Source organism: Alteromonas sp. KUL49 (assembly GCF_006538345.1).
GTDB lineage: Bacteria > Pseudomonadota > Gammaproteobacteria > Enterobacterales > Alteromonadaceae > Alteromonas.
On sequence record NZ_BJKL01000002.1, the window covers coordinates 97,969 to 123,160 of the forward strand.

A 25,192-nucleotide genomic window follows, 5' to 3' on the forward strand; every position below is an offset into this window, starting at 1 on the left:
ATATCTATTTTGGTTAAGCCTAAAACTAAGCTAAGAAGCAAAAGCACAATGCGGGAATAGCGTAGCGGACTGCGACTTAAGCGTTTTGTTAGGCATTCAACTGAACGTACGCGACACTATTGCCAACACTTACCGAACAAAACGCCGATTTAAAATTGATAAAACAACAATAAAACAACCTTGTACAAAAAGCCAGATGCTACACGGCTGCTTAAATGGAAACACGAGCTGATACAACCAATAGAGAAAGCTGCACAACGAGATTTAAAAGACCTAGCGAAACAACTTTTCGGTTGGAATATTACAAATGAACGAACAATTGAATTTGTAGGGAACAACCGCCTAACGCACGCGCAATAGGCGCGAGATTGCGAGCGTCCTGATTAAAGCACTTGTTATGCGAAAACTATATGCGTTACTCATTTGTACTAGCTCATATTTCAGTCTCCCCATAACCCAGTTTTTCTCTGCAGTCTTCTACGGTCGCGTCAACTGAGCCTTCAAGCAAGCATTTTTGTACTTCTAACGATTGTTCCTTAGTTAAGGGATTAAAAGACATTAAAACAACCGAGTAGGGAACATCACCTTTCTCTACCCACTGATCTCTATACTTAATTTCTACTCCTGCGTATTTTTCTAATATCGAAACGGCGAAGTCACTAGCGGGCTTTGAATTTTCTGTATTTTCACCGTTTAGAATAGAGAGACCAATTTCAATCATCTTTATATCTTGCTCTCTATCTTTATTTAAGTAACCGAAACCGGATGTTGTAATTGTTGCAAACGAACCAAGTAAGGCACCGAAAATAGAACTTAAAAAACCTATATAGAGCGATTCTCTTTCTAGTTTCATTGCATTAAATTCCTTGTGATCGCATAACACTTAGCTTTGGGGTGCATACAGCGTTTTGTTAGGCTTACAACCCAATGACCCTGTTCCAATCTGATATATACATGTAAATACGACTAAATTCGCTTGGGAGTAACATGCGGTTGTGCGCTATAAAATTTCGAGCTTTTTCAAGTTCTTCCATGCGTTGTTTCAGCCAGTGTTGCGATGGCATAATATCTTCGAAAAACATCCATTTCTCAATTATGATAGCTGCAAGCATCCCAAAATCTACAAAGCCAAGCAAATCTTCTTTTTCACCTTCTAGCCAAGAATCTTTGAAAGCAGTCTGCTGACGAGATTCAGCATGTTTCTTAACCTTTTGAGGGAGTTTATCCCACCAGTCCACCCCCTCATTTTCTTCTAAAGTAAGTCTGATTAATGATCTGACTTCATTTTCAAAACAATGCAAAAGAGCATACAAACGCGCCATTTCTAATGCATTGTTCCTTCTATTGAGACTAAAAGGTGCTATCTGTTCCGCCAATAATCGTTCATCGGCATCTCTCAAGTCTGCTCCGATCTGTATTCCTGCTCTCTGGAAATTTCCGGCTTCAGATTCAAACATCAACCCTCGAAACAAAAAATCTCTTAGATCCTTCTTATAGTTATCCAAGGAGGTGTTCCTTCAATGATTTGAAGATTGAGTTGTAAACTTCTATATCTTTTGTCGCTGGAAGATGAATTTGAATATTATAATGTAAGCTTGGGTTTACCCCTTCTATTGGGATTTGAGTTTTTAACTCTGGGACTGGTTGTTTTGCAGTGTCATCCCCTTTCGGTTCACTTTCTTTTTCAGTCTGAGCCTTTTGTGGTTTTGGGCTGTGATCGATATCAGCGAGTGCAAGAAGACCAAAAAATGTTTTTGCCATCAACTCAGCTGGTCGATCTTTTGCATTATGAGTGCTTTTAAATTTACCCTCGATTAGCTCTTTATCCACCTCTTTAGGATGGGTTTTAATCAGGAATAAATCAGAATATGCATCTTTAATCGCTTCTCCCATTACTTGGCGAGCCTGTGATTTATCTCTGTAAGCCAGATATCTACTTGTAGGCGCGCCACTCGGAGATAAAAAGCCTAGCGCTTTTAAAATGGGAATAAACGCTCTATGGTTTGTGGAAGCGAACCCAATATCTTTGAGGTGCTGTTGAGTAAATGTTGTTGGCGCTTGCCCTTCTTGAAGTTTTGAAAAGAAGTCTGGTATTTGTCCATACACCTGTGTGTATACGCTTGGTAACGACATTTTATTCCTCCTTGAGTTTGATGTAAGCCTAACAATACAATTATCAGGAAAACTTCCCTCTGCCATGTTCTAAACTTTTAGTATAATCTACCCTACTACACAAAAACGCCAATAAACAACAAGTAAAGCAACCGCTCACCAAATCCGAAACACAAAAAAGCCCGCATAAAGCGGGCTTTTTCGAAGTTAACAATAACGCAAGGATTAGTAATCTTAGTTAAGCTTCTCTTTGATACGTGCAGACTTACCTGAACGCTCACGTAGATAGTAAAGCTTAGCACGACGAACCGCACCGCGACGTTTCACTTCGATAGAAGAAACTGCCGGGCTGTGTGTTTGGAACACACGCTCAACGCCTTCGCCGCTAGAAATTTTACGCACGGTAAAAGACGAGTGCAGACCACGGTTACGTTTAGCGATAACAACACCTTCATAAGCCTGAAGACGCTCTTTGTCACCTTCGGTAACGCGAACTTTTACAACTACTGTGTCACCTGGACCAAACGCAGGAACATCAGCTTTTAGCTGTGCTTCTTCGATTTTTTTGATGATATCTTGACTGACTTTGCTCATCATATCCTCTCGTCCTAGTTAACTGTCATCTCGCTGCAGTTGCGCTTGGAATAATTCCAGTAAACGCTCCTGCTCCTCAGTCAGAGCTAGGTGATTTAACAATTCAGGGCGACGCTGCCAGGTTCTACCCAAAGACTGCATTAATCGCCACTGCCTAATTTTTTCGTGGTCACCACTTAACAAAACCTCAGGCACCGATTGACCATTGAGCACTTCTGGCCGCGTATAATGCGGGCAATCAAGAAGGCCGTCAGTGAAAGAATCTTCAACTGCTGAGGCTTTATGCCCCAACACGCCGGGAACTAACCTAGCAACTGCGTCCATAAGAACCATTGCCGGAAGCTCTCCACCGCTCAACACGTAATCACCAATAGAAATTTCTTCATCTACGTGGCTTTCGATAACGCGCTCGTCGATTCCTTCATACCGCCCGCAAATTAAAATAGTGCGGTCGATATTGGCAAGACGTTGAACGTCTTGCTGGTCTAAGGGTTTCCCCTGAGGTGATAAGTAAATCACCTTACTGTTTTCGCCACCAAGAGCCTTGGCAGCTTGTATTGCTTCAGTAAGCGGTTGAACCATCATCAACATACCTGGACCTCCGCCGTAAGGGCGGTCATCTACAGTACGATGACGGTCGGTAGTAAAGTCACGGGGGTTAAAGGTGTCTACCGATAGTTTGCCAGACTTAACAGCTCTTCCAATTACACCCTGTTGAGTGAATGGCGCGAACATATCTGGAAACAGGCTAACAACCCCGAACCACTTTTCCGGTGTCACTTAAAACCCCGGGTCCCAGTCAACTTTAATGACCTTCGCTTCTTTATCTACCTCTTGAACGACATCGTCGAATACAAAAGGTAGTAATCTTTCTTTTTGACCAAACGCATCACCCACATTTGCTTTGACCTGAATTACGTCGTTTGCACCTGTGTTGAATACGTCTTTTACCACACCCAAGTTGTAACCTTGCGTTGTTACTACTTGCATGCCGGTAAGCTCTCGCCAGTAAACGCCTTCTTCCCCTAGTTCGGGGAGTTGCGAAGCTAAAATGCTAATATCGAGATTTTTGATGCGTTCTGCATCGTCTCGGCTATCAACACCTTCGATCTTCGCTACCAAGCTTTTACCGTGCGGTCGCCACTGGTCTATCTGGTATTCTTTTTCGCTACCGAGAAACCACGGTACATACTCAAAAATACCCTCTGGCACTTCGGTATAGCTGTTGATTTTGACCCAACCTTTTACGCCGTACGGCGCGCCAATTTTGCCAACAATCACATTGTCAGATGTATGACTCATCTATACCCACCAGTTAATCGCAACTTACGCTGCAGTTTTCTTAGCTTCTTTTACCAAGGTAGATACGCGCTCAGATAAGCTCGCGCCAACACCAACCCAGTAATCAACACGCTCTAGGTCAACGCGTAAACGCTCTGCTTGACCTTGTGCAGTTGGGTTGAAGAAACCAACGTTTTCAATGAAACGACCGTTTCTTGCACGACGGCTATCTGCCACCACTAGTTGATAAAAAGGACGCTTTTTCGCGCCACCACGCTGTAAACGAATAGTAACCATAAATGCCTCAAACTCGTTGTAGCGTTACCGTTAACTTAAGCCCTCTTTTGGTGTTGAAAAAACAAGCACCTGATAGAAGGCCGCCGAATTATACGGATATGGCTTTTGATTGCAAGTAGAAATGCGATTTATAGACCAGTTAAATACTAATTTAGTACCTTGAATTTTGTCACTTTGCGCAAATGTAGCTATGTATCATAAGTAGTCATGACTTCGAGGTTCTTTTGGCGCATAGCAACTCACAGGTTTCCACTAGACAAGTATTGGGCTGGATAGGCTCTCATCTATCTAAATACGCATTAAAAACTGTGGGTGCTATTGTCGCGCTTTTCGTAGCGGCAGGTGCTTGGCTAATGCTAGGCCAAGGCATTAAATATGCGATAGACAGTGGTTTTATTGCCGCGTCTACCGACGAGTTAAATACCGCCACCACTATGATACTTGCGGTTACCTTTGTCGCCTGTGTTGCCACTTACATCCGATTTTATTTAATGAGCTGGCTTGGCGAGCGCGTAAGTGCCGATATTCGCTCACAAGTGTTTTCACACTTATTGTCACTCCCCCCGTCATTTTTCGCAGAGCTTCGCACCGGCGAGGTTATCTCTCGTTTCACTAGCGACACCACGATTATTCAAACTGTGGTCGGTATGAGCCTATCAATGACGTTGCGCTCGTTTGTTACTTTTATTGGTGCCTTGATTTTAATGGGCATCGCCAGCCCAATTCTTACTTTGTGTGTTTTGATTGCCGTACCTGCCGTACTTATTCCTATTAAGGTACTCGCCCCCAAAGTGCGAAAGTTTGCGAAAGCCAGTCAGGACAGTGTCGCGGACATTGGGGCACATATCGACCAGTCACTGCATGAAATCATGACTGTGCAAGCTTATAACGCTGAAGACACCGAGCGAACCCAGTTTAATCAGAACGTTGAAAACACCATGTCAGTGGCAGCTAAACGCATTCATTACCGTAGTTTGCTGATTGGCTGCATTATGCTGCTGAGTATGGCATCGATTACCTTGATCTTCTGGGTAGGCGCACGTCAGGTATTAAGTGGCAGTCTTACCGTGGGTGAACTATCAGCCTTCTTATTTTACGCCATTATGGCGGGCAGCAGCGTTGCCACCATTAGTGAGGTTATTGGTGAAGTACAGCGAGGCGTAGGAGCTAGCGAGCGCTTGTTTGAACTATTAAATACCTCACCAGACATTTCTGATGATGGTGAAGTCTCGGCAAACACAGCCATTAATGCGCCCAGCGTGCATTTTGATCATGTGTCGTTTGGCTACGATGAAAGCAATCTGCTGTTTGATGATATGACCCTCGATATTCCCGCCGGTGAAACCATAGCCTTGGTAGGTCCCAGTGGCGCGGGTAAATCCACGATATTTCAGTTGCTCATGCGCTTTTACAATACGAGCAAAGGGCAAATCCGCTTTAACAACGTTGATATTGCTGAAATGCCGCTGGATTTACTCAGAAAGCACATTGCAATTGTGACTCAAGAGCCAGTTATTTTTGCCACCTCGGTGATCGACAATATTCGCTATGGCACCCCCAATGCGACGGAGGCAGACATTATTGAGGCTGCAAAACTCGCCTATGCCCATGATTTCATTGAAAAGCTCAGCGACGGCTATCACACCCAACTCGGTGAGCGTGGCGTTAAACTGTCGGGAGGGCAAAAGCAGCGCATTGCCATAGCCCGAGCCATTCTCGCCAACCGCCCTATTCTTCTACTAGATGAGGCAACCAGCGCCCTTGATGCTATGAGCGAGAATATGGTGCAAAAAGCCATGAATACTCTAATGGAAGGCAAAACCTGCATTGTGATCGCTCACCGTTTGGCCACCGTAAAACACGTGGATAACATAGTGGTTATGGAGTCTGGGAAAGTTGTAGCGGTTGGAAGACATTCAGAATTGATGAAAAGCGATACCTTGTACCGAGAGTACGCTGAACTGCAATTGCTAAGCTAATCCGTGTGTGTTGCTATACGTATCCAAAAGTATAAGTCGTATTTATTTGCACTAGGCAGCTCAATAATAGGGTGATTGAGCTGCTTTTTGGTGTAAAACCAAAACGTAACGGACACAAAATGATAAAAAAAATATCTCGCAACCTACTTGTTGGCGTTGTTGCATTGACGGCCTTATCGCAAGGCGCTTTTGCCCAGTCCTTTGATCGTAACACTGCTAAGTTAGTTGTTACCACTCCAGTTACCTTTTTAAATGAAACAAGATATGTCGAAGCCGTGGGTAGTGCCGAGGCCGTTAACTCTGTTGTGCTTTACCCAGCGGTGTCTGATGAAGTTACCGAGATTAACTTTACCCCCGGTGATATGGTTGAAGCGGGCCAAGTGCTAGTTAGATTGGATGACAGACGCCAGCGAGTGGCAGTAAAACGCGCAGAGCTTGAATTAAAAGAAACCCAACGTACCCTTTCACGTTTAACAGAGAGCTTTGAAAAAGGTGCTATTCCAGTTAATGAGCTGGATTTAGCCCGTACGCAGCACGAGCTAGCTGAAGTTGCCCTTGAAGAAGCGCAAGCAGATTTAGATGACAGAAAAGTCGTCGCCCCTTTCAGCGGTATTGTTGGGCTTACCGATATCGAAGTTGGCGACCGCATCACCGCGCAAACCATTGTTACTACCCTTGATAACAGAGACAAACTCTTCATTAATTTTCGTGCGCCAGAATCGTCCATGGCCGTGCTAATGAATAACCCTGTAGTCACATTAGAGCCCTGGACCAATCGACAAGTATCACTTGAGGCACAAATTGCACAAGTAGACAGTCGTGTTAATGAAGAAGACAGAACCGTTCGCGCTCGCGCCGTGCTTGACAACAGTGCAGACAGCTATCGCCCTGGTATGAGCTTTAGAGTGAACCTAAGTGTAGAAGGTGAACGCTATGCCGCAGTGCCAGAGGCTTCACTACTGTGGGGCGCACAAGGTGCTTATATTTGGTTGTCTGAGAATGGCAAAGCTAAACGTGTAGACGTAAACGTGCATCAACGCCTGCGCGGTAGAATACTGATCACTGGCGATGTGAGTGAAGGCGACACGCTAATTGCCGAGGGTGTACAGCGTTTAAGAAATGGCCAAGAAGTGACCACAGCATTAGCGGGAGTCGCTAACTAATGGATAATACCGAAGTAACTAATGACCTCCCCTCAACGGCAATAAGACGCCCCGTACTTATTGTTGTACTCAACTTGCTTATTGCCATTGCTGGTTTGTCGGCGCTTTACGGCTTAGAGGTTCGAGAGCTTCCCGATGTAGACACGCCAAGAGTGACAGTAACCGCTAACTACCCTGGTGCGTCACCGGAAACGGTAGATGCGGAAGTTACCAGCCGATTGGAAGGCGCGGTGGCTAGGGTGAGTGGTGTTAAAAACATTTATGCCCAAAGTGAGGAAAACTTTGCTCGCGTTCGCGTTGAGTTTAGGCCCGGTGTAAACCTTGAAGATGCCGCTAATGAAACCCGCGAGTCTGTGAGTCGTGTACAACGCCAGCTGCCTAATGAAGTGGAAAACCTGGCGATAATTCGCGCCGACAATGATGCGCAAGCAGTGGTGAGCTTAGCCGTGTCGAGCGAAAGCTTAGACATGGAAACACTCACAGAGCGGGTTGAAACCGATTTAGCGCCCCTATTTTTGAGTATTCCTGGGGTTGCCGATGTTAACTTGCGTGGTGACAGAGCGCGGGTACTGCGTGTATCTATCGATCCTCTTCGCCTAACAAGCTTTGGCTTGTCGATGACAGACATCGCCAACGCATTACAGCTTGCGCCTTTTGATGTGCCTGCGGGGAGCATTCAATCCGCTGACCAAGCACTGATTGTTCGCGCTGACGCGACTTCGGTATCAGCAGAAGATGTGGGCAACATAGTAGTTACGGGTGATGTGCGTATTAACGATGTTGCCAGCGTGTATTTCGGCCCGGCGGATACGTCGAGTATGGTTCGTCTAGATGGCCGTCCGGTCATTGGTTTAGGCGTGATCCGTCAAGCCAGTTCAAACACCATTGAAATCTCTGACGAGGTATTAGCCTCGGTAAAAGACCTTCAAAAGCGCTTTCCTGAGTTGGACATTGTGGTGACCGCAGACGACGCAGAATTTATCCGTGACTCTGTATCAGAAGTTGTGGTGTCACTGAGCTTAACCGTCGCGCTTGTTATCGTTACCCTGCTGGTGTTTATTGGCTCGTGGCGAGCCACTATTGTTCCTGCGCTCTCTATTCCCGTATCACTGGCAGGCGCCCTTGCCATTATTTGGGGAATGGGATTTTCAATCAATATACTCACGCTGCTTGCTCTGGTACTTGCCACTGGCATGATTGTCGACGATGCCATTGTGGTCTCTGAAAACATTCAACGACGCAGAGCCATGGGCCTAGGCGCACGAGCAGCTGCCGTTGTTGGTACTCGAGAAGTATTTTTTTGCGGTAGTAGCCACTACCGCAGTGTTAGCATCGGTATTTATTCCTATCGCCTTTTTGCCATCTACCGCAGGGCGACTATTCCGTGAATTTGGCGGTGTTTTAGCTGGAGCAGTCATCATATCCTCGTTTGTGGCGTTGTCTTTGGTACCGGCATTAACTGCCCGTTTGCCGGTAAAAACAAACGCAGACAAAGCAAGCTTGTTCAGTCGTACCTTTGGTCGTTTCGGCCATGTATGTTTGTCGCTGTACCAGCGTTCATTGGTTAAGTCACTCAAATACGCCTGGCTTGTGGGCGTGTTAAGTTTAGCTGCGGGCGGCGGTGCGTATTTGCTCGCTCAAAACATCGACAATCAGCTGCTCCCCAGCGAAGACCGAGGTACCTTACGTATCTTTGCCCGAGGCCCTGATGGTGCCGGCATTAACTTTATGGACAGGCAAGCGGAAAAGATGGAAGCCATGCTAATGCCCTACGTCGAGGACGGCACGGTTGACTCCATTTATACCGTTGTAGGTCAGTGGGACCCGAATATTGTATTTATTACCGCGCCATTAAAACACTGGGATGAAAGAGACAAATCACTTCAGGAAGTCGCTAACGAAATTCGCCCTCGGCTTCAACAAATTCCCGGTGCTCCAGGTAATGCGTGGGGTGGCAACAGCTTGAACTTGCGCGGCCAAGGTGGCGGTTTAGAAATTGCGCTAACGGGCGAAACCTATCCAAAGATCTTTGAAGCAGCAACTGCATTTGCAAGAGAGCTAGAGGCCACTATGCCAGAGCTAGGTCGAGCTCGTATCAGTTATGATCCTACGCAGCCACAAATGCGGGTCAATATCGACAGACGTCGCGCCGAAGAACTTGGCGTGCCGCTTAATGATATTGCTCGTACTCTAAGGGCGGCGGTGAATGGCGACGACATTGCCGATTTGAACGTGGGTGACCAAGCGGTTCCCATTATTTTGCAAACTAATAGTCGCAGTACTATCAATCCGTCAGATATTACGAGCCTATACGTGAAGAGCCGTTCTGGAAGCTTAGTACCTTTGTCGAGTGTGGCATATATTACCGAGGAAGGCGTTGCCGCCGAACTTGAACGTCAAGCCCAGCGCAGAGCGATTAAAGTTGAAATGGAGCTACCAGAAGATACTCCCATTAGCGAAGTAGTGGACAACATTCGTGCATTAGGCAACGATACCCTCCCTCAAGGTATCGGCTTGATTTTCCTAGGTGAAGCGCAAACCTATGAAGAAACCTCTCGACAGGTGGCGATGACCTATCTATTGGCATTCTTGATTGTACTGCTAGTACTTGCTGCACAATTTGAGAGTGTGAACAGTGCAGTGGTTGTTATGCTAACCGTACCTTTTGGTATTGCCGCAGCAATTTATGCCTTGTACTTAACCAGCACCAGCATCAATATTTATTCGCAGATTGGTCTTGTGATGCTTATTGGCCTGCTTGCTAAAAACGCGATTTTACTTATCGAATTTGCCGACCAACTTCGCGACAAAGGCATGAGTGTTTACGACGCTATCGTTGAGGCAGGTAAGGTACGTTTACGCCCGATCATGATGACCTTGGTGTCTACCATATTGGGCGGCCTACCATTGATTTTATCTACCGGTGCAGGAGCAGAAGCCAGAAACGCTATTGGCTGGGTGGTTTTCGGTGGCTTAGGTATTGCGGTGGTATTTACCTTGTACCTCACCCCGGTGTTGTATTTAGCCCTAGCACGATTTACCAAACCTAGAGCTGACGAAAGTAAGCGCCTTGAACGAGAAATGAAAGAGGCGTCTTCTCAGGTATAACGAAAAAGGCCTCTCTATCGCTAGAGAGGCCTTTTCATATTCATCTTTGCCAACGCTACGCCGTAGGCTCTTGCGTTGCTCCAGTATTCACAAGCTCTTTAGCCAGCAACTTATGGGTTAGTAGCGACAATAGTTCTGTTTCTTTCTCACTGCGCTCACCGTCTATTCCAGTGATACCCATAGCAACTTCAAGAGTTTTGTTGGCATCAAACACTAAATCGTCTTTTAACTGACGCATAAAGTTTGCACTGTCACCCGCATCAATGGCCTGTCGAGTTTGATAAATCGTGTCGTTTAAAAACGCCTCTGGGCAAATTGGGCTTTGCCAGTCCAGAGTGTCAACCACATCATTGAGATAATCTTGTTCGGATAAAGAGACTGTACCGTCGACCTGATACAGCAACACAGATAATTTGATTAACGCTTGGTTAAAGCCTTGTTGTTCTGATAGTTCCATTATTCGCCCCTTAATACTATTCAAAAGTGACAGGAAAAACATGTGGCCAGTAATGCTAAATTCAAGATTACATCGGCGCAATGTTAACACTTTGTAAAGAATCGCCTAAGAAGATCGCAACTTTAAAATCATACCTATGTACTGAAATCTATACTTACAAAAACTACCCGCTAGCCTGTTACCTCAGCCCCAAGGTTACGTCGTTAATGTAAAAGTTACCTGTAAAGCGCGTATCGTTGCTTCCCTGCGCATCTAGCGCAAAGAACTGTTTGTCCTCTTCATCAAGCCCTTGGTAACCACCAATCACTTGATAGATCCACACTTCAGGGTCAAAACTAAGCTCGTGTTCGTGATAATACTCCAACGCAGTTTTTGCTTGCCCAGAGTCAATCACATCAACAAAGTAAGCCTCTACCGCTTGATGAAGCGGGTCTTTCTCTAACGTCACACTCGCTTGTTCAGTAACACTAATTTCTTGCGATTCAACCTGCTCTTCTGGCGCTTTATGTTGCTTGTGCACATAGTTTAACGCCCCAACAATTGCGTGATAATCAGCCTCATGTTCAACGTTGTTCACATTTGAAACCGCAGGTTTAATTACACTGCGTGACTGATTAAACAGCACGGGTACTTGGGTTAGATTAGGGTAATTGCCAGGAGTAAAATCTGGGTGTTGCTCCATGTGAAGCAAAAACCCTTTAAGTAAGCGGGTACGCCCTCTGAACTCTCTGAATCGCCCAAGTAAATCAAGTAATCGTGCTTGCACCACCGACAGCTCTTGTGCCGCCAATGAGAAACGTTGCTGAAGTGAGACAACAAGTAAGTGACGAAGTTCGCGATTTGAACCTGCTAATTCACTTAATTCGTCAAATCGGAAACACTCTAGCTGGCCCAGTAGGTCAGTTACTTGTTCCTGAGCCAGTTCATTTTCACGAATTTTCGCCTCAACCGACGACACATAGCCAAATTCGTTGTTAATACGACTGAACATTACCCTTACACTGTTGGAAAGGGTTTCAGACAACTGATACGCATGTTCAGTAAGGTCACTCATATATGCCGTGGCGTCGTTGTAACGCTGGTGATGGAGCGCTTCTTTGTAATGCTCAGTGAGAGTTTTAAGGCTTGCGATAGCCGCACCAATGTTGGTGTTGATATTGCGGTTTCGCTCATCCTGTAAGCTACCTTCGAGCAAGGTTCGCACTGCGCTTTTAAGGCGCAGATCACTTTGTGCCTCAGGCCGCCACAACACGCCAAGCTGCACTAGCTGTTCTAATACTTTGGGGCTGTATTCCCGCGCAGACACCGACCCGTTAATATACGCCTGCATGATCAGGTCGCTGTGTCGCCCTAACGCGTTGAGTAATCGACTCCCCGCCTGCAACAATACCTGACTCATATCAAGCTACCTTGCTGAATAGCGGCGTCGGCCTGTTCGGCAAGGCTCAGCGCCTCGGTTTCGTCAATAAAGCGGATCATCTCGTACAAGTGTTCTACGCGGCCAGTGGCCAAATAAATCTGCTTGTCTGGGTTAGGCTTGATTAAGTAGCCCAAATCACACAACCGCTTAAACACCTGCTTTAACTGGCCGTCGGCCGATACACTGGCTGAGCCAAACATCTTGTAGCGCGATATTTTTTCAAGTTGCTCGGTATACGCAGGTGTGTCTTCGATGGTGGTGAGTAGCTCATTCAAGCGAATGGCATTGCCCATTGTCACGGGCATATCAGACTCATTGGCCTGTTGAACCAAAAGCAACCACTCCACCAGCGGCACCAAATAAGAGGTGGTTTCCTGAAACTGTTGAATCAGAATTTTACGCTCGGCTTCACCAATAGTGAGGTAACTGGCAAAAAATACATCGCCTTCTGCCGTAGTCGAAAGGGTGCGATTAAGTAAGTTTAAATGGGGCTCTAGCTGGGCTGCATTGTCGTTAGCTTTCAAAAAACGCCACGACATTTCATCCGATACCTGACAAATGAACTTGCCTTCCAACAACGCGCTAAGTACTTGACCTTGTTCCGTCATCATATTATTTCTCCTCAGCGAGCTGACGCGCTTTTAATCGCTCGGCGATGGCGCTAGATTTTGGTTGAACCACTTGTAATTGACGAGACACTTTGTCAATGAGGTAACGGTTCTCAAACAATGTCAGTACATCTGACTCTGGGTTAGGGAATGCGCCCACCACGCTAATGTTATTATTCTGACACGCGTCAAATATCTTCTTAACGTTGCTTTGGTGAAGCGTACCCAGTTCATCAATAGGCCAGTGTATGGTGGCCTTTTCATCACCACGTAATAAACGAGTAAAGGCAAGCAAGAACTTACACAAAATCAAGTAAGCCATACCGTGACTCGACGACTCATTGAGCTGGCGGTCCGTCCTAATAGTTAGGTCGCTGTTGCCCTCTTTTAAGTGCAGTTCAATATCCAGTAGCTTACTGATACCGCCAGTGAGCGCGGCACGGCCAAGAATATCCAATACAGTACGCATACTTACGCCGTACTCTTCCTGTGGCAACTCATTTGCGCCACTCTCAATCCACAATTCGTAGTGTTTTCTGAACTGTTCTAGCTCTGGCCAGAATTCCAGCTCGCTAATGCGGGAGCGTATCTTGACTGCAGAGTCAGACACACCATCGAGGAACAGTTCACCGTCAACCTCTTTGGTGATACGTCGACTTTGTGAGGCTATTCGCTTGTCGATATCAGCCAATACAAAATAGTACTGAGACAAGTCTGCACCAAAAATACGCCCTTGCTCACGAAGCCCTTGGAGTTTCTGTGGAACAATAACGTTTAGCAGCTGAGAAAGGTGAGTCACCATTCGGCGGTGGTCAATAGACTTGATACCATTGGCGTTTGTGGTCGCACACTCTTCTCGTGCTCTCTCCCACGTATCTGACAAGCCCGTACCAGCCTGTGCCGCAATTAACTGATCGAAGCGTTCAACGTAGGCACGCACATCACTGAGTAACTGCTCTCGCTCTTGTAGCTGACTTTGAACCTGTGAAATACGCTGACCAATACTTACTGCGTCTTGGCTCAACTGGGCTTTGGTTTCATCAGGCGCTTTCAGTCGAATCTTGCTTAACGACTTGCTCAGCGACGTCACCTGCTCTAAATGCTCTTTGGTTTGCTTAAGCGATGATTCAAGTTCTGCGTGTTGCTCTAGTAGTGTTTCTCGCAGTGTTTTGTAACTCGACTGCTTTTCAGCAAGGCTACGCTCAGCATCACCCAATGATTTGCGAGCTTTGGTTAAGCCTTCTTGCCATATCACTTTTTGTGACATGAACACCGTATTGTACCAGCGCTCGTAGTCGCTCACTTTGTGTCGGTGTTTTTCGGTGCGATTGATAGACGCTTTTAATTCGTTGATCTGACGCTTTAACTGACCGATTTCATCAACGTCAACACCCCGTTGATTTAACTCGTTCTCTAACCATTGGTTCATTTCTTGACGATCTGACGCTGCACTGTCTTTAGCGTGCTTGATGTCTTGGTCAATTTTTTCGATTCTGCTGTCGGTATCACTCAACAACTGTTGCCAGTGAAAACGGTGCTCAGTTTCCGCTTCTCGCTGCTGATCTTTGATCTCATCAACACTTGCAGCAAACTGAGTAGCGGCTTGTTTTTGACTCTGCTTAATTCCGTCTAACTTTGTTCTGGTCGACTTTTTACGGGCAGACAAGGCTTGCTGATACTCGCTGAGTACTGTGTCTCTGTCTTGCTGTGTACGCTTACGGGTCGCTTCAGCACTTTTAACGCCGTTATCTTTTTGCGTAACTACAAGCTCTGCATTGCGCACTTCCTCATTGGCTTTTGCCAAGGTCGTTTCACAGGTGTTTTGTGCCTCAAGGGCTTCAGCCTGACGCTGCTGGGCATCACTGAGTTTTTGCTTTAACTCAGTTTCGGTTTGCGCATAGCGTGGGGTATCAATCATAGAAAGGGCAAGTTCAACCCCCATCAATGAGGTACCCTCGTCTTTTTTGCTCGGCTTTAAGTCGGTGCGGTCGAGTAAATCAGGATGCAGCACCTTACCCAGCGTATGCTCCCAGTCATCTACGTTTTTGCGCAAGAATTCTAATAGCGAACCTTCACCGGGGTACAAAAGGCCGTTGATTTTTTCAACTTCAACGTCTTCCTTTTGATAGCGCGCTCTTGCTTTATCGAGGGCGTTAGACGCCTCTAAACGCTGTTGTACCAGTTTGCTATGCGCCTGATTGGCTTTCCGTAGTTCGCTACGGGCAGCATCTTCATTAACCGATGCATCTCTAATAGCAGCGTCTAGCAGGTCAAGTTGCGATTGTTCAAACTCATTGTATCCGGCGTTATTCAACGCAGACTGAAGCTCAGCTTCTTTCACTTTAAGTTCACTCAGCGCATCTTGATGAGCAGCTTTCACATCATTCAACTGAGCGGCGAAATCACGTTGAATTTGGGTAATACTCTCGCTTTCTTCACGCTGCTGTTGGGCTTTCTGCTCAGCGGCTTCTGCTTTTCTTTCCGACAACAACTCAAGCGTTTGTCCTAAGCTATCACTAAGTTCTGCGGCACGGCGGTTAAAGGCCGATTCAATATCTTGGTGCTTTTCAGTCAAAAGGTGATAGCGACTTTCGGCAATTTCAGCATCTCGTTGCCATTGGGCAAGGTTTTCTACATCTTCTTTTAACTGCTCGATATCTTCAGATTGCCATTGCTCAAACTCTTGCTCTACGGTGTCGAGTTCAGTAGTGAATTTGTCAACATCGGCGCGGGCAGAGGAAATAACCTGATTCAAATGATCACGACTATCGTACCATTGGCTGTCAGCCTGTTTTCGCTCGAACTGATTGTTGTCCAACGCCTGCTTAGTCGACTCTAAATGGGCTGATAAGTAAGACTTGTCCAATTCAAAATCGTGTTTGAGCTGACTAAGTTCAGCTTCCAGTGAAGTCAACGCCATATCGGCTTGCTCTAGCTTGGAAAACTCAGGGCGTATTTTGTCGAACTGTTTAATTAACTGGCATTCTTTGATCCAATCATCAACTCTGTGACGACTCAAATTTGACGTAGGCGGCGTTACACCATCTTCTTCTAGAATAGCGGCAATCATGGCTTTGATGGTTTCCATCTTGCCTTCTTTTGAGTGCACCGCTTTTGCTAGTTTCTCGATATGACGCATGTGCTTACCAGACTCACACACACTAAATACTTTGGCATATCCCAGTAGCTCTCGCGCTGAACTACTCTGGTTTAACACACCTAAATCATTTTGAATAATCGCGCGAAAATCTTTGGTATTCAGAATATTACTGACGAGAATATCATTGCGCTTCATGGCACGAGCTAGTTCCGCACTAGATACGCTGACGTGCTTACCGCTTTTTTGCTTAATCAGGTAATCGTCTAAATCGAAAGGCTTACCCACTAGACGGTAGTTTACGCCCGTGCCATTTGAGCTTAGTACTACCTGACATAAATCCCCTTCTGCTCGGGTGTATTCGTAAATAATAAAGCTAGAAGTACGGGGCAAGTACCAGCGTTCAAAACTGTCTCGGGTTGCGGGAACTACCCGGCTTGGATATTCACCGTAAAACACCGGTATTAAGCGTTGTAACGTAGTTTTACCCGAGGCGTTGGTACCACAAATATTGGTGTGACCATCAAGCTTCAACTCCACAACACCCGGTAAATGAGTGTCAATAAGGATGATGCGATTTAAACCAGCCATATTCTTCCTGTTTGTATCTAGCACACTTGATAAAGCGTGTGTGTCTTATTAGCGCGAATAGCCGCTCAGTTTATTACGATTTGCTAAAGGTTGCACTGCGTGGCAAGTAATAAGTGCAAAAAAACCGATGTTCGGTAACAAAGTGCGAGTTGTCGTGTTTTGAATAGTCATTGGCATACAGTGATTAACCACAAGTCGCCCATTCTTTTACTCTTTATTCCGAAGACAAGAAGCATAGTTTTAAGGAATCAAGACAATGAAAGTATCTGTATCTACCAGTATTGTAATCGTTTCAGTTGTTGCCATGTTGTTTGCAACCTCTCCAGTAAATGCGGGGCCAAGAGACAGAAATAACGAGCGAGAACGCCAAGTTCAGGTGGTTCGTCCGGCACCAGTGACCCAAACCAGAGTAGTAGGTCGCCCTGTGGTTCACCCTAGAAACACCGTGGTAGTCGTGCCGAGGCACCGTAGAGTTAACAATGTGGTCATTGTGCGTACCTACGGCCATGCTTATCACGGCTACGGTCACTTCCACCACGACAACGACGCATGGAAGTGGTTAGCATTTACCGCAATTACGCTTAAAATTTTAGACAATATTGATGAAGAATCTCAGCGAGCCCATGAAGCGGCACAGGTAAAAGCGACAACAGCCCCTGTAGGTGAACCAATTGTATGGGAAACCTCAACCAGTTCAGGTTCAGTGGTGACGACAAAACAAGGATTAAATGACGCTGGCCAAACCTGTCGAGAGTTTCAGCAAACTGTCACTATTGGTGGTGAAACTGAGCAAGCACACGGTACCGCATGTTTGCAAAATGACGGAAGCTGGAAAATGATTTAATGGGCATTAAGGCCAATCAACAAGGGAAAGCAACGTGCTTTCCCTCAATAAAACGAAAAATTTTCAACTAGCGTGGTGGGAACATACCACCGCCACCACCAAAGCCGCCTGGACCACCGGGACCACCAAAACCACCTGGCCCGCCCGGAGGCATCATGCCTTTCATCTGACGCATCATTTTCTTCATGCCGCCGCCAGACATCTTCTTCATCATTTTCTGCATCTGCGTGAACTGCTTGAGCAAACGATTAACGTCTTGAATTTGTGTACCTGAACCCGCTGCAATACGACGCTTACGAGATCCTTTAATGATGTCAGGTCGCGCGCGCTCTGCTGGCGTCATCGAGTTGATGATAGCTTCCATTTGATTGAACTGCTTATCATTGGCCTGCTCTTTGATTTTTTCCGACATGCCACCCATACCTGGTAGCTTGTCCATCATACCCATCATGCCGCCCATGTTTTTCATTTGTTCAAGCTGGTCTTTAAAGTCTTGCAGGTCAAAACCTTTACCTTTTTGAACTTTCTTGGCTAACTTTTCGGCTTTCTTTTTATCAACCTTACGCTCAACTTCTTCAATTAAGCTCAGTACGTCGCCCATACCAAGTATACGAGAAGCAATACGCTCAGGGTGGAATGGCTCTAGTGCATCGAGCTTCTCACCCATACCGATAAACTTAATTGGCTTACCAGTAATATGACGAACAGAGAGGGCCGCACCGCCTCGCGCATCACCATCAGCTTTGGTCAGGATAACACCGGTGAGTGGAAGGGCGTCATTGAAGGCCTTTGCCGTATTTGCGGCATCTTGACCTGTCATAGCATCAACTACGAAGAGTGTCTCAACAGGTTTAACCGCGGCGTGTAGATCTTTGATTTCATCCATCATGTCACTATCAACATGAAGACGACCGGCGGTATCCACAAGAAGTACATCGTAGAACTGTTTCTTAGCGGCATCGATAGCGCTTTCTACGATATCAATAGGCTTTTGCAAGATTGTAGACGGGTGGAAACCTACCCCCACATCAGTAGCAAGGGTTTCTAACTGCTTAATCGCCGCTGGGCGATAGATATCAGCACTAACTACCAAGACTTTCTTCTTTTCACGCTCGGTAAGGTATTTTGCCAATTTACCTACAGAGGTGGTTTTACCAGCACCTTGTAGACCCGCCATAAGCACAACGGCTGGAGGCGCAGCTGCGAGGTCTAAACGCTCATTTGCAGCGCCCATTACAGCTTCTAGTTCTGATTGAACAATCTTGATGAATACTTGGCCCGGCTTCAGGCTTTTAGTAACCTCTGTTCCTACAGCACGCTCTTTTACTTGCGCAACAAAGGCTTTCACCACTGGCAAAGCAACGTCGGCCTCAAGAAGGGCCATACGCACTTCCCGTAGCGTATCTTTAATATTGTCGTCAGTAAGTCGCCCTTTCCCGCTCACATTTCTGAGCGTTTGGCCTAAGCGTTCGGATAGATTTTCAAACATAGCGTGAAACTTCAGTTTAATTCGAGGATATATTCTGCGCGCATTGTAACGTAAAAACTATTGTTCACCTAACCCCGTGTAGACATGTATTCTTAAAATCACGCTGTAATACAAAGAAAACATTGAAAATGAACTGTTGTTCAAGTATCAATACGAACTTAGCGACATTAGGCGAATGCAAATAGGATTTATTATGAGTACGCTTTTTGCTGTGTGTGCGATAGTACTTTATTTCCTCGCCGCAGCAGTCTTAATAGGAAAATTCGTCCACTCAGAAGGGCCAAATAAAAAGCTAGGATTTATCCTTGCTAGCGTTTCCATTTTAGCGCATTTAGGCTTTTTACTAGAAACCATTTGGGTTGCTCCCGGCCAAGATATGAGTGTAACCAATGTCCTCTCACTCGTCGCCTGGATTATATGCACAGCGATGGTGGCATTCGCTACCATTATGCCAAATATCATCTTACTACCTGTTGTTTTTGTTTTCTCTGCGTTTACTGTGGCAGTGGCGTGGCTAGTTCCTGCGTCGAATGTGATGGACATACAATTACTACCAGGGCTTGTGGTTCACATTACCTTGTCGCTGCTTGCCTATTGTATTTTGGTAATGGCATTTCTTTACGCAATTCAAATGTCATACATTACCTACAAGCTCAAAGAAAAAGCAGGTGTTTTACTGCATTCATCACTCCCGCCATTAATGGCCGTAGAAAGCATTTTGTTTAAACTCCTAGTGGTTGGCACCCTACTTCTTCTCATCTCTCTGGGTTCTGGTTTTGTGTTTTTAGATGATATGTTAAGCACCTCTCACGCGCATAAAACTGTATTATCCTTGATTGCGTTGGGCGTGTTTTCCACCTTGTTAATCGGACAAAAGCTAAAAGGTTGGCGCGGCAAACAAGTCATTGTGCTAACTATTGTCGGCGTAATGTTTTTGTCACTAGCCTATTTTGGCAGCAAGTTAGTACGCGAGATACTTCTGTAACCCAACCTTCAAGAGAGTGGTTAACTGACGATGTCACGTAATTTTCTCTTGAAACACTAGCGTCAAAAAACTAAAGTTGAAGTCCAAGTATTAAAGGAAAACCTTCGTTGGACGACATATCAACGAGTACGCTATTTATCGCACTTGGCGTACTCATATTACTTTCTGCGTATTTCTCTAGTTCTGAAACTGGGATGATGTCGATAAATCGATATCGTCTTAAGCATTTGAATAGCCAAGGGAACCGTTCTGCTAAGCGTGTTCAGCGGCTTCTTGACAGACCAGATCGTCTTATTGGCTTGATACTCATTGGCAACAATCTAGTCAACATTGCAGCCTCATCCATCGCTACTGTTATCTGTATTCGCTTGTTTGGTGATTACTGGGGCTTCTTTGCAGTAACTTTTGGTTTAACGTTTGTACTCCTTATATTTGCAGAGGTTACACCTAAAACACTAGCGGCGCTCTACCCTGAAAAAGTAGCGTTTCCGAGCTCTTTGATCTTATTGCCGCTAATGACCATCTTGTACCCATTCGTGGTGTTCATTAATGCGATTACGAACGGCATTTTGTCTTTGCTCCGCATCAGCCCTACCGATGGTGACGGCGACTCACTAAGCCGAGAAGAACTCCGAACGGTAGTATACGAATCTGGCACCATGATCCCGAAAAAACACCAAGATATGTTGGTAGGTATTCTCGATTTAGAGAGCGTAACCGCCGAAGATATTATGGTGACCCGGTCAGACATTGTTGCTATAGATATCAATGACGACTGGAAAATCATTCAAAAGCAACTCACTCACGCACAGCACACCCGGGTGCTTTTGTATCGCGACAGTATTGATGATGCCGTAGGCTTTGTGCATTTGCGTGATGCTTTGCGTTTGTTGTCGAAAGACCAGTTCACCAAAGCAACACTTTTGAGAGCAGTTAGAGAAATTTACTTCACACCAGAATCCACGCCGCTGCATACTCTCATGTATAAGTTTCAAACCGAAAAAGAACGTATCGCATTGGTGGTCGATGAATACGGCGATATCATGGGTTTAGTGACGCTTGAAGATATTCTTGAAGAAATTATTGGTGATTTCACCACTACAACCTTGCCCGACCACAGCAAAGAAGCCAATACCCAGCAAGACGGCTCTGTTCTGGTAGATGGCAGCGCTAATATTCGAGATTTAAATAAAGAGATGGATTGGAGTTTCCCAACTGAGGGGCCAAAAACCTTGAATGGTTTGCTACTCGAATACTTGGAAGAAATTCCAGAGCACAAGATCAGTGTACGACTTGCCGGCTATCCGTTGGAGATTGTTGATATCTCGGAGAACATGATAAAAACGGTGAGGATCATGCCCGAGTACTACATAGAACCCAAGTCATCTTCATCTGACTAAATGTCTACGCCTCGCGAGACGCTTTTTCTGCACGTCTCGCTAATGCGCGCGCTTTAGCATCAGCTACCTTATCCGACAAGGTAGTTAGCTTAGATATAATATGCCTCATCTCCTCATCATCGTGCAGATCCGATTCTTCCATATGGGATTGCAACGATCGCTTGAGGAGTTCAGGAATTGATTTTGTGGCCATTTCCCGCCCTACAGTGAATTAAACTTGACGCTCTCATTAGGGTTATCGGTCAGGAAAAAAACTTCTGTAGGTATAAATTCGGTTTTGCAGACTAATTTCAACAACGCTACTAGGAATAACGCTCTGGGCCTAGCCTTGGTAATGGGTTTCCAGAACGCCTTTTTGCTCAGTCAAATTATATTTCACAACCGCAATAGAGGCTGTGGCGAATAGGCAGGTAGTAAAAGATCCGCACAGTGCATCTACCAAATAACTCACCAGCGGCATATGACTCACCACCAATACTTTTTTCATTGGTGAAGCACTGTTTATCGCTCGATGGGCTTTGGCATAGAGGTAATGATGAACATCTTCTGCATTGCCATTTGGCGTAATATCTTCGCTAATCTCGGTTTTATTTGACGTTACAAAGGTGCTTAAAACGTCGAACGTCTGGCGGGTGCGTTGATAAGGACTGATTAACGCATAATCTATTTTGTGATCTTCACAATAATGCTTGATGAGCCAGTTTGATGCATCTGCGGTTTGAGCTTTGCCAACCGTGGTAAGTTGTCTACCTTTATCATCGAGTCTTGGTGCTTCTGCTTCACCATGACGCATGATAAAAAAGTAAATGTCGTCGCTGCTACTTTGACCTGACATGACATTGCGCATACTATGAATAACTTAAGGTAACGATAGCAGAGAGCGTTTATATCGCCTAGCACTATCCTTAAAAATTGAGTATAAACTTTAGTATTGCTTATGGTGTAGTACTTTCCTTAAGGCAAATTAAATAAAAATATAAATATTGCTTAACTGAGAATGTATTGACTACCTCCTTTGATTTTGAAAATGCCCAATACCTGACATTACCAAATGGACTTCGTGTTTTAGTTCATAGTAATCCGCAATCCACTAGCTCTTTTGTATCGTTGTCTGTAAGAGCTGGTCATTTTTATGACCCTAAAGATTGTCATGGATTGGCCCATCTACTCGAACACATGTTGTTTATGGGCAGTCGTCATCTTTCTAAACCCAACGAAATCAACGCTTTTATTGAAAAGCACGGTGGGTCGATTAACGCCTGGACTGGCACCGAATACGCGAATTATCACTATCAATGTCACGGTGATGCAATCATTCGTACCTTACCTGCGTTCGCGGACATGATCAGGCAACCTTTGCTAAATAAAGAGGCTATTGCCAATGAAATTCAGTCAATTGATGCCGAGTTCAAGTTTAAACTTAAAGATGATTTACGTCGCTTGTATCAAATACACAAAGAAACGTGTAACCCAGAGCATCCTTTTTCAAAGTTCTCTGTAGGTAACGCATCTACGTTTGGTGAACACACCACAAGTGCCATTCGGGATAAATTAAAGTTACTTCACTCCACTTATTATTGCGGAGTTAACATGGCGTTGTGTATCTCGACGCCCGTACCCTTTGACCAAATTCAAACACTCGTTGCTCAGTGTTTTGGTAGTTTCGACAAAGGTCAGCAAGCAAATACTGACTGGCCCTCTTTGTACACTCCCGATAATTTAGGGGTGCAGATAAACATTCAGCCTCTGCAATCGGCCCGTCGTATGATTGTCACTTTTGCACTACCAGGGCTACACAACGATTACAAAGTTCAGCCACTCAATTACATCAGCCATCTTTTGGGTGATGAGGGTGAAGGAAGCCTTCTGGCATATCTCAAGTCAAAAAATTGGGCCCTGAATCTCATAGCAGGTTCTGGTATTGAAGGTGATGACTTTAAGGACTTCAATGTTAGCTTTCAATTAACCCAATCAGGTTTAGACCACAAAGAAGAAATTCTGATTGCACTGTTTAGCTATATTGAACTGATTAAAGATGCGGTTAATGATGTTTGGCGGTTCAATGAAAAAGCCAAGTTAAATACACTGGCCATTAAATATGAAGACAGTGTAAAACCGTTGTCATTGGTCAGCGACTTTGCCCAACACATGTTTATGTATTCACCAGAAGAAGTTGCTACGCTTAGAACGATTGTGGCAACTTACGATAAACAAGTACTTGAAAAAGCGCTTTCGTATTTTACACCGCAAAACTTGCGTCTGAAGATCATTGCCGACCAGGTTCCAACAAACAAGGCTTGTGCATTTTATCAAGCGCGATACAGCGTAGAGGCACTCGATAGTGCGCTGCTAGACAAACTTTTGTCTCCACCATCATGCAGCTACTTAGCGCTTCCACCCAATAACCCGTATCTGGGTGATAACTACGCCCGAGTACCAATTGAAGATAAGTACTGTCTGCCATCGGCGATACATTCGTCAGAGTTTAGTCGTTTTTGGTTTGCCCAAGATAATACTTTTGAAAGTCCAAAAGGCGACATTTACCTCTCTTTTGATAGCAACGCTTTTTCTGCAACTAGAGCCGATGTTGCCGCAAAACGTATATGGTTAAGCGCAATAAACGACCATTTGCAATCTAAGTATTATCGCGCTGAAATTGCAGGTCTTCACTACCGACTTTATGGACACCAAGCGGGTTTTACCCTTCATACACGAGGATTTACCGACCAACAAACGTTGCTGGCAAAACAATTGTTAGAAGTCGTTCAGCATTATCACGTGCCAAAGGATGTGTTTGAACATCACAAACAACTGCAACTGCAGAGTCTGCACAATACTTTGATGAACAAACCTACCAACCGACTATTCTCTCGCTTGAGCGTTCTTATACAACGAAGTACGCAGGCACCTATCGAGCTGATTGATGCTGTTGAAGAAGTATCCTACGAGGACATGCTAAAGGCCCAAGAAAATGCCTTTCAAGAGTACTTTGTCGAGAGTTTCATGCACGGAAACTGGACCTTTGATCAAGCAGAATCCTTTTATAATGACACCTTACCTATTTACCAAGGTGCAAATATCCCCACACTTCATCGTTCTGTAGCTAAATTACCGATAGGCAAATCTCTGTATCATGAAGTGATATGTGAACATGACGATGCAGCCGTAGTGCTTTACCTGCAGGCACCAAGTAACTCACTAAAAGACACTGCACTTTGCATGGTGTTGGAACAAATGCTAGCCGCGCCATTTTTTAACGCGCTTCGAACAGAACAACAACTCGGCTATATTGCAGGGACAGGTTATGTACCGCATAACCAACACCCCGGAATGGCGTTCTACGTACAGAGCCCAACACACGGTCCCAAAGATATCCTAGACGCTATGACGTCTTTTTTACTCGACCAACTCAACGAAATAAGCTTTTATCGTTATTACTGGTCAACAATCCAACACAACCTGCTAAAACAGTTAAAAGAACAAGATCTTTCCTTCTCCATGAAATCACAACGTTTGTGGGTAAGTTTAGGCACGCAAGATTTTACCTTTGACCGCAACACGCAGGTCGCCCACTGCATAGAAACTTTGTCGTTTGAAGATATTCAAGACTACGCCAATGCTTTGGCTGATCGCTCACACTGTGGTGAACTTGTCCTTTACGCAAAGGGAAAACATCAAGGCTTAGGCGACGCACCAGAAAACTTAATTACTAATATTTCAGCGTTTAAAGAGAATACTCCGTACTACTAAAGCGCAATTTTCGGTGC

The 25,192-nt window shown here is 45.2% G+C and carries 20 protein-coding genes and 1 pseudogene; 7 read left to right on the plus strand and 14 right to left on the minus strand.

The window, feature by feature from the left end:
• Positions 1-433: 433 nt before the first annotated feature.
• From EYS00_RS03695 to rpsP, 7 genes are all read right to left on the minus strand, one after another.
• The gene (locus EYS00_RS03695) at positions 434-853 is read right to left on the minus strand and encodes a hypothetical protein (protein WP_130635222.1); all 420 of its coding nucleotides are present in this window, start codon (positions 851-853) and stop codon (positions 434-436) included.
• A gap of 64 nt (positions 854-917) precedes the next feature.
• Complete coding sequence (locus tag EYS00_RS03700; RefSeq protein ID WP_207301678.1) at positions 918-1,505, minus strand: Swt1 family HEPN domain-containing protein; 588 nt, start codon at positions 1,503-1,505, stop codon at positions 918-920.
• Entirely contained in the window at positions 1,498-2,133 is a 636-nt protein-coding gene (locus EYS00_RS03705; protein WP_130635223.1) for a DUF5343 domain-containing protein, read from the minus strand. Before EYS00_RS03705 ends, EYS00_RS03700 begins: the two co-directional genes overlap by 8 nt.
• A 213-nt stretch (positions 2,134-2,346) precedes the next feature.
• Positions 2,347-2,706, minus strand: coding sequence for a 50S ribosomal protein L19 (gene rplS / locus EYS00_RS03710; RefSeq protein ID WP_130635581.1), 360 nt, complete (start codon positions 2,704-2,706; stop codon positions 2,347-2,349).
• Positions 2,707-2,724: 18 nt separating this feature from the next.
• Positions 2,725-3,486 carry a tRNA (guanosine(37)-N1)-methyltransferase TrmD gene (gene trmD, locus EYS00_RS03715; RefSeq protein WP_130635224.1) on the minus strand — a complete coding sequence of 254 codons (762 nt, stop codon included), beginning with the start codon at positions 3,484-3,486 and terminating at the stop codon, positions 2,725-2,727.
• Positions 3,487-4,008: a ribosome maturation factor RimM gene (gene rimM / locus EYS00_RS03720; RefSeq protein WP_130635225.1), complete on the minus strand. Its 522-nt coding sequence runs from the start codon at positions 4,006-4,008 to the stop codon at positions 3,487-3,489.
• 24 nt (positions 4,009-4,032) lie between these two features.
• Positions 4,033-4,284: a 30S ribosomal protein S16 gene (rpsP, locus tag EYS00_RS03725; protein WP_130635226.1), complete on the minus strand. Its 252-nt coding sequence runs from the start codon at positions 4,282-4,284 to the stop codon at positions 4,033-4,035.
• A gap of 224 nt (positions 4,285-4,508) precedes the next feature.
• Here rpsP and EYS00_RS03730 point away from each other — a divergent pair, with 224 nt between their 5' ends.
• The 3 genes and pseudogenes from EYS00_RS03730 to EYS00_RS03740 all read left to right on the plus strand — a co-directional run bounded on the left by EYS00_RS03730 (position 4,509) and on the right by EYS00_RS03740 (position 10,534).
• Positions 4,509-6,263, plus strand: a complete 1,755-nt coding sequence (locus EYS00_RS03730; protein WP_130635227.1) for an ABC transporter transmembrane domain-containing protein — start codon at positions 4,509-4,511, stop codon at positions 6,261-6,263.
• 119 nt (positions 6,264-6,382) lie between these two features.
• Positions 6,383-7,426 carry an efflux RND transporter periplasmic adaptor subunit gene (locus EYS00_RS03735; RefSeq protein ID WP_130635228.1) on the plus strand — a complete coding sequence of 348 codons (1,044 nt, stop codon included), beginning with the start codon at positions 6,383-6,385 and terminating at the stop codon, positions 7,424-7,426.
• Positions 7,426-10,534: pseudogene (locus tag EYS00_RS03740) on the plus strand (efflux RND transporter permease subunit). Before EYS00_RS03735 ends, EYS00_RS03740 begins: the two are co-directional and overlap by 1 nt.
• Positions 10,535-10,589: 55 nt before the next feature.
• Here the strand turns inward: EYS00_RS03740 and EYS00_RS03745 are convergent.
• From EYS00_RS03745 to EYS00_RS03760, 4 genes are all read right to left on the minus strand, one after another.
• Positions 10,590-10,991, minus strand: a complete 402-nt coding sequence (locus EYS00_RS03745; protein WP_130635229.1) for a TerB family tellurite resistance protein — start codon at positions 10,989-10,991, stop codon at positions 10,590-10,592.
• A 178-nt stretch (positions 10,992-11,169) separates the two neighbouring features.
• Complete coding sequence (locus tag EYS00_RS03750; RefSeq protein WP_130635230.1) at positions 11,170-12,390, minus strand: phosphoenolpyruvate carboxylase; 1,221 nt, start codon at positions 12,388-12,390, stop codon at positions 11,170-11,172.
• The gene (locus tag EYS00_RS03755; protein WP_130635231.1) at positions 12,387-13,022 is read right to left on the minus strand and encodes a hypothetical protein; all 636 of its coding nucleotides are present in this window, start codon (positions 13,020-13,022) and stop codon (positions 12,387-12,389) included. The genes EYS00_RS03750 and EYS00_RS03755 overlap by 4 nt, the downstream gene beginning before the upstream one ends.
• Position 13,023: 1 nt before the next feature.
• Positions 13,024-16,707: an ATP-binding protein gene (locus EYS00_RS03760; RefSeq protein WP_130635232.1), complete on the minus strand. Its 3,684-nt coding sequence runs from the start codon at positions 16,705-16,707 to the stop codon at positions 13,024-13,026.
• A 256-nt stretch (positions 16,708-16,963) separates the two neighbouring features.
• Between EYS00_RS03760 and EYS00_RS03765 the strand changes: the two genes are divergently transcribed.
• The gene (locus EYS00_RS03765) at positions 16,964-17,551 is read left to right on the plus strand and encodes an RT0821/Lpp0805 family surface protein (RefSeq protein WP_207301679.1); all 588 of its coding nucleotides are present in this window, start codon (positions 16,964-16,966) and stop codon (positions 17,549-17,551) included.
• A 67-nt stretch (positions 17,552-17,618) separates the two neighbouring features.
• On the opposite strand, the gene ffh is transcribed toward EYS00_RS03765, so the two are convergent.
• Positions 17,619-19,040 (minus strand): signal recognition particle protein, encoded by a 1,422-nt coding sequence (ffh, locus tag EYS00_RS03770; protein WP_130635233.1) that lies wholly within the window; start codon positions 19,038-19,040, stop codon positions 17,619-17,621.
• 193 nt (positions 19,041-19,233) lie between these two features.
• On the opposite strand from ffh, the gene EYS00_RS03775 reads away from it, so the two are divergent.
• Both EYS00_RS03775 and EYS00_RS03780 read left to right on the plus strand, forming a co-directional pair.
• Positions 19,234-20,025, plus strand: coding sequence for an inner membrane protein YpjD (locus tag EYS00_RS03775; RefSeq protein WP_130635234.1), 792 nt, complete (start codon positions 19,234-19,236; stop codon positions 20,023-20,025).
• Between the two features lie 107 nt (positions 20,026-20,132).
• Positions 20,133-21,425, plus strand: a complete 1,293-nt coding sequence (locus tag EYS00_RS03780) for an HlyC/CorC family transporter (RefSeq protein WP_130635235.1) — start codon at positions 20,133-20,135, stop codon at positions 21,423-21,425.
• A gap of 4 nt (positions 21,426-21,429) precedes the next feature.
• On the opposite strand, the gene EYS00_RS03785 is transcribed toward EYS00_RS03780, so the two are convergent.
• Complete coding sequence (locus EYS00_RS03785) at positions 21,430-21,618, minus strand: hypothetical protein (protein WP_130635236.1); 189 nt, start codon at positions 21,616-21,618, stop codon at positions 21,430-21,432.
• 129 nt (positions 21,619-21,747) lie between these two features.
• On the minus strand, positions 21,748-22,272 hold the full coding sequence (gene sixA, locus EYS00_RS03790; protein ID WP_130635237.1) for a phosphohistidine phosphatase SixA: 525 nt from the start codon (positions 22,270-22,272) through the stop codon (positions 21,748-21,750).
• Positions 22,273-22,427: 155 nt separating this feature from the next.
• Here sixA and EYS00_RS03795 point away from each other — a divergent pair, with 155 nt between their 5' ends.
• Positions 22,428-25,175 (plus strand): insulinase family protein, encoded by a 2,748-nt coding sequence (locus tag EYS00_RS03795; RefSeq protein ID WP_130635238.1) that lies wholly within the window; start codon positions 22,428-22,430, stop codon positions 25,173-25,175.
• Positions 25,176-25,192 lie beyond the last annotated feature (17 nt).

What these genes read in the sequence shown, in the direction of transcription:
- EYS00_RS03695 (WP_130635222.1), bottom strand. Translation starts at nt 853, where the DNA reads ATGAAACTAGAAAGAGAATCGCTCTATATAGGTTTTTTAAGTTCTATT.
- EYS00_RS03705 (WP_130635223.1), bottom strand. Translation starts at nt 2,133, where the DNA reads ATGTCGTTACCAAGCGTATACACACAGGTGTATGGACAAATACCAGAC.
- rplS (WP_130635581.1), bottom strand. Translation starts at nt 2,706, where the DNA reads ATGAGCAAAGTCAGTCAAGATATCATCAAAAAAATCGAAGAAGCACAG.
- rimM (WP_130635225.1), bottom strand. Translation starts at nt 4,008, where the DNA reads ATGAGTCATACATCTGACAATGTGATTGTTGGCAAAATTGGCGCGCCG.
- rpsP (WP_130635226.1), bottom strand. Translation starts at nt 4,284, where the DNA reads ATGGTTACTATTCGTTTACAGCGTGGTGGCGCGAAAAAGCGTCCTTTT.
- EYS00_RS03735 (WP_130635228.1), top strand. Translation starts at nt 6,383, where the DNA reads ATGATAAAAAAAATATCTCGCAACCTACTTGTTGGCGTTGTTGCATTG.
- EYS00_RS03745 (WP_130635229.1), bottom strand. Translation starts at nt 10,991, where the DNA reads ATGGAACTATCAGAACAACAAGGCTTTAACCAAGCGTTAATCAAATTA.
- EYS00_RS03750 (WP_130635230.1), bottom strand. Translation starts at nt 12,390, where the DNA reads ATGAGTCAGGTATTGTTGCAGGCGGGGAGTCGATTACTCAACGCGTTA.
- EYS00_RS03755 (WP_130635231.1), bottom strand. Translation starts at nt 13,022, where the DNA reads ATGATGACGGAACAAGGTCAAGTACTTAGCGCGTTGTTGGAAGGCAAG.
- EYS00_RS03760 (WP_130635232.1), bottom strand. Translation starts at nt 16,707, where the DNA reads ATGGCTGGTTTAAATCGCATCATCCTTATTGACACTCATTTACCGGGT.
- EYS00_RS03765 (WP_207301679.1), top strand. Translation starts at nt 16,964, where the DNA reads ATGAAAGTATCTGTATCTACCAGTATTGTAATCGTTTCAGTTGTTGCC.
- ffh (WP_130635233.1), bottom strand. Translation starts at nt 19,040, where the DNA reads ATGTTTGAAAATCTATCCGAACGCTTAGGCCAAACGCTCAGAAATGTG.
- EYS00_RS03775 (WP_130635234.1), top strand. Translation starts at nt 19,234, where the DNA reads ATGAGTACGCTTTTTGCTGTGTGTGCGATAGTACTTTATTTCCTCGCC.
- EYS00_RS03785 (WP_130635236.1), bottom strand. Translation starts at nt 21,618, where the DNA reads ATGGCCACAAAATCAATTCCTGAACTCCTCAAGCGATCGTTGCAATCC.
- sixA (WP_130635237.1), bottom strand. Translation starts at nt 22,272, where the DNA reads ATGCGCAATGTCATGTCAGGTCAAAGTAGCAGCGACGACATTTACTTT.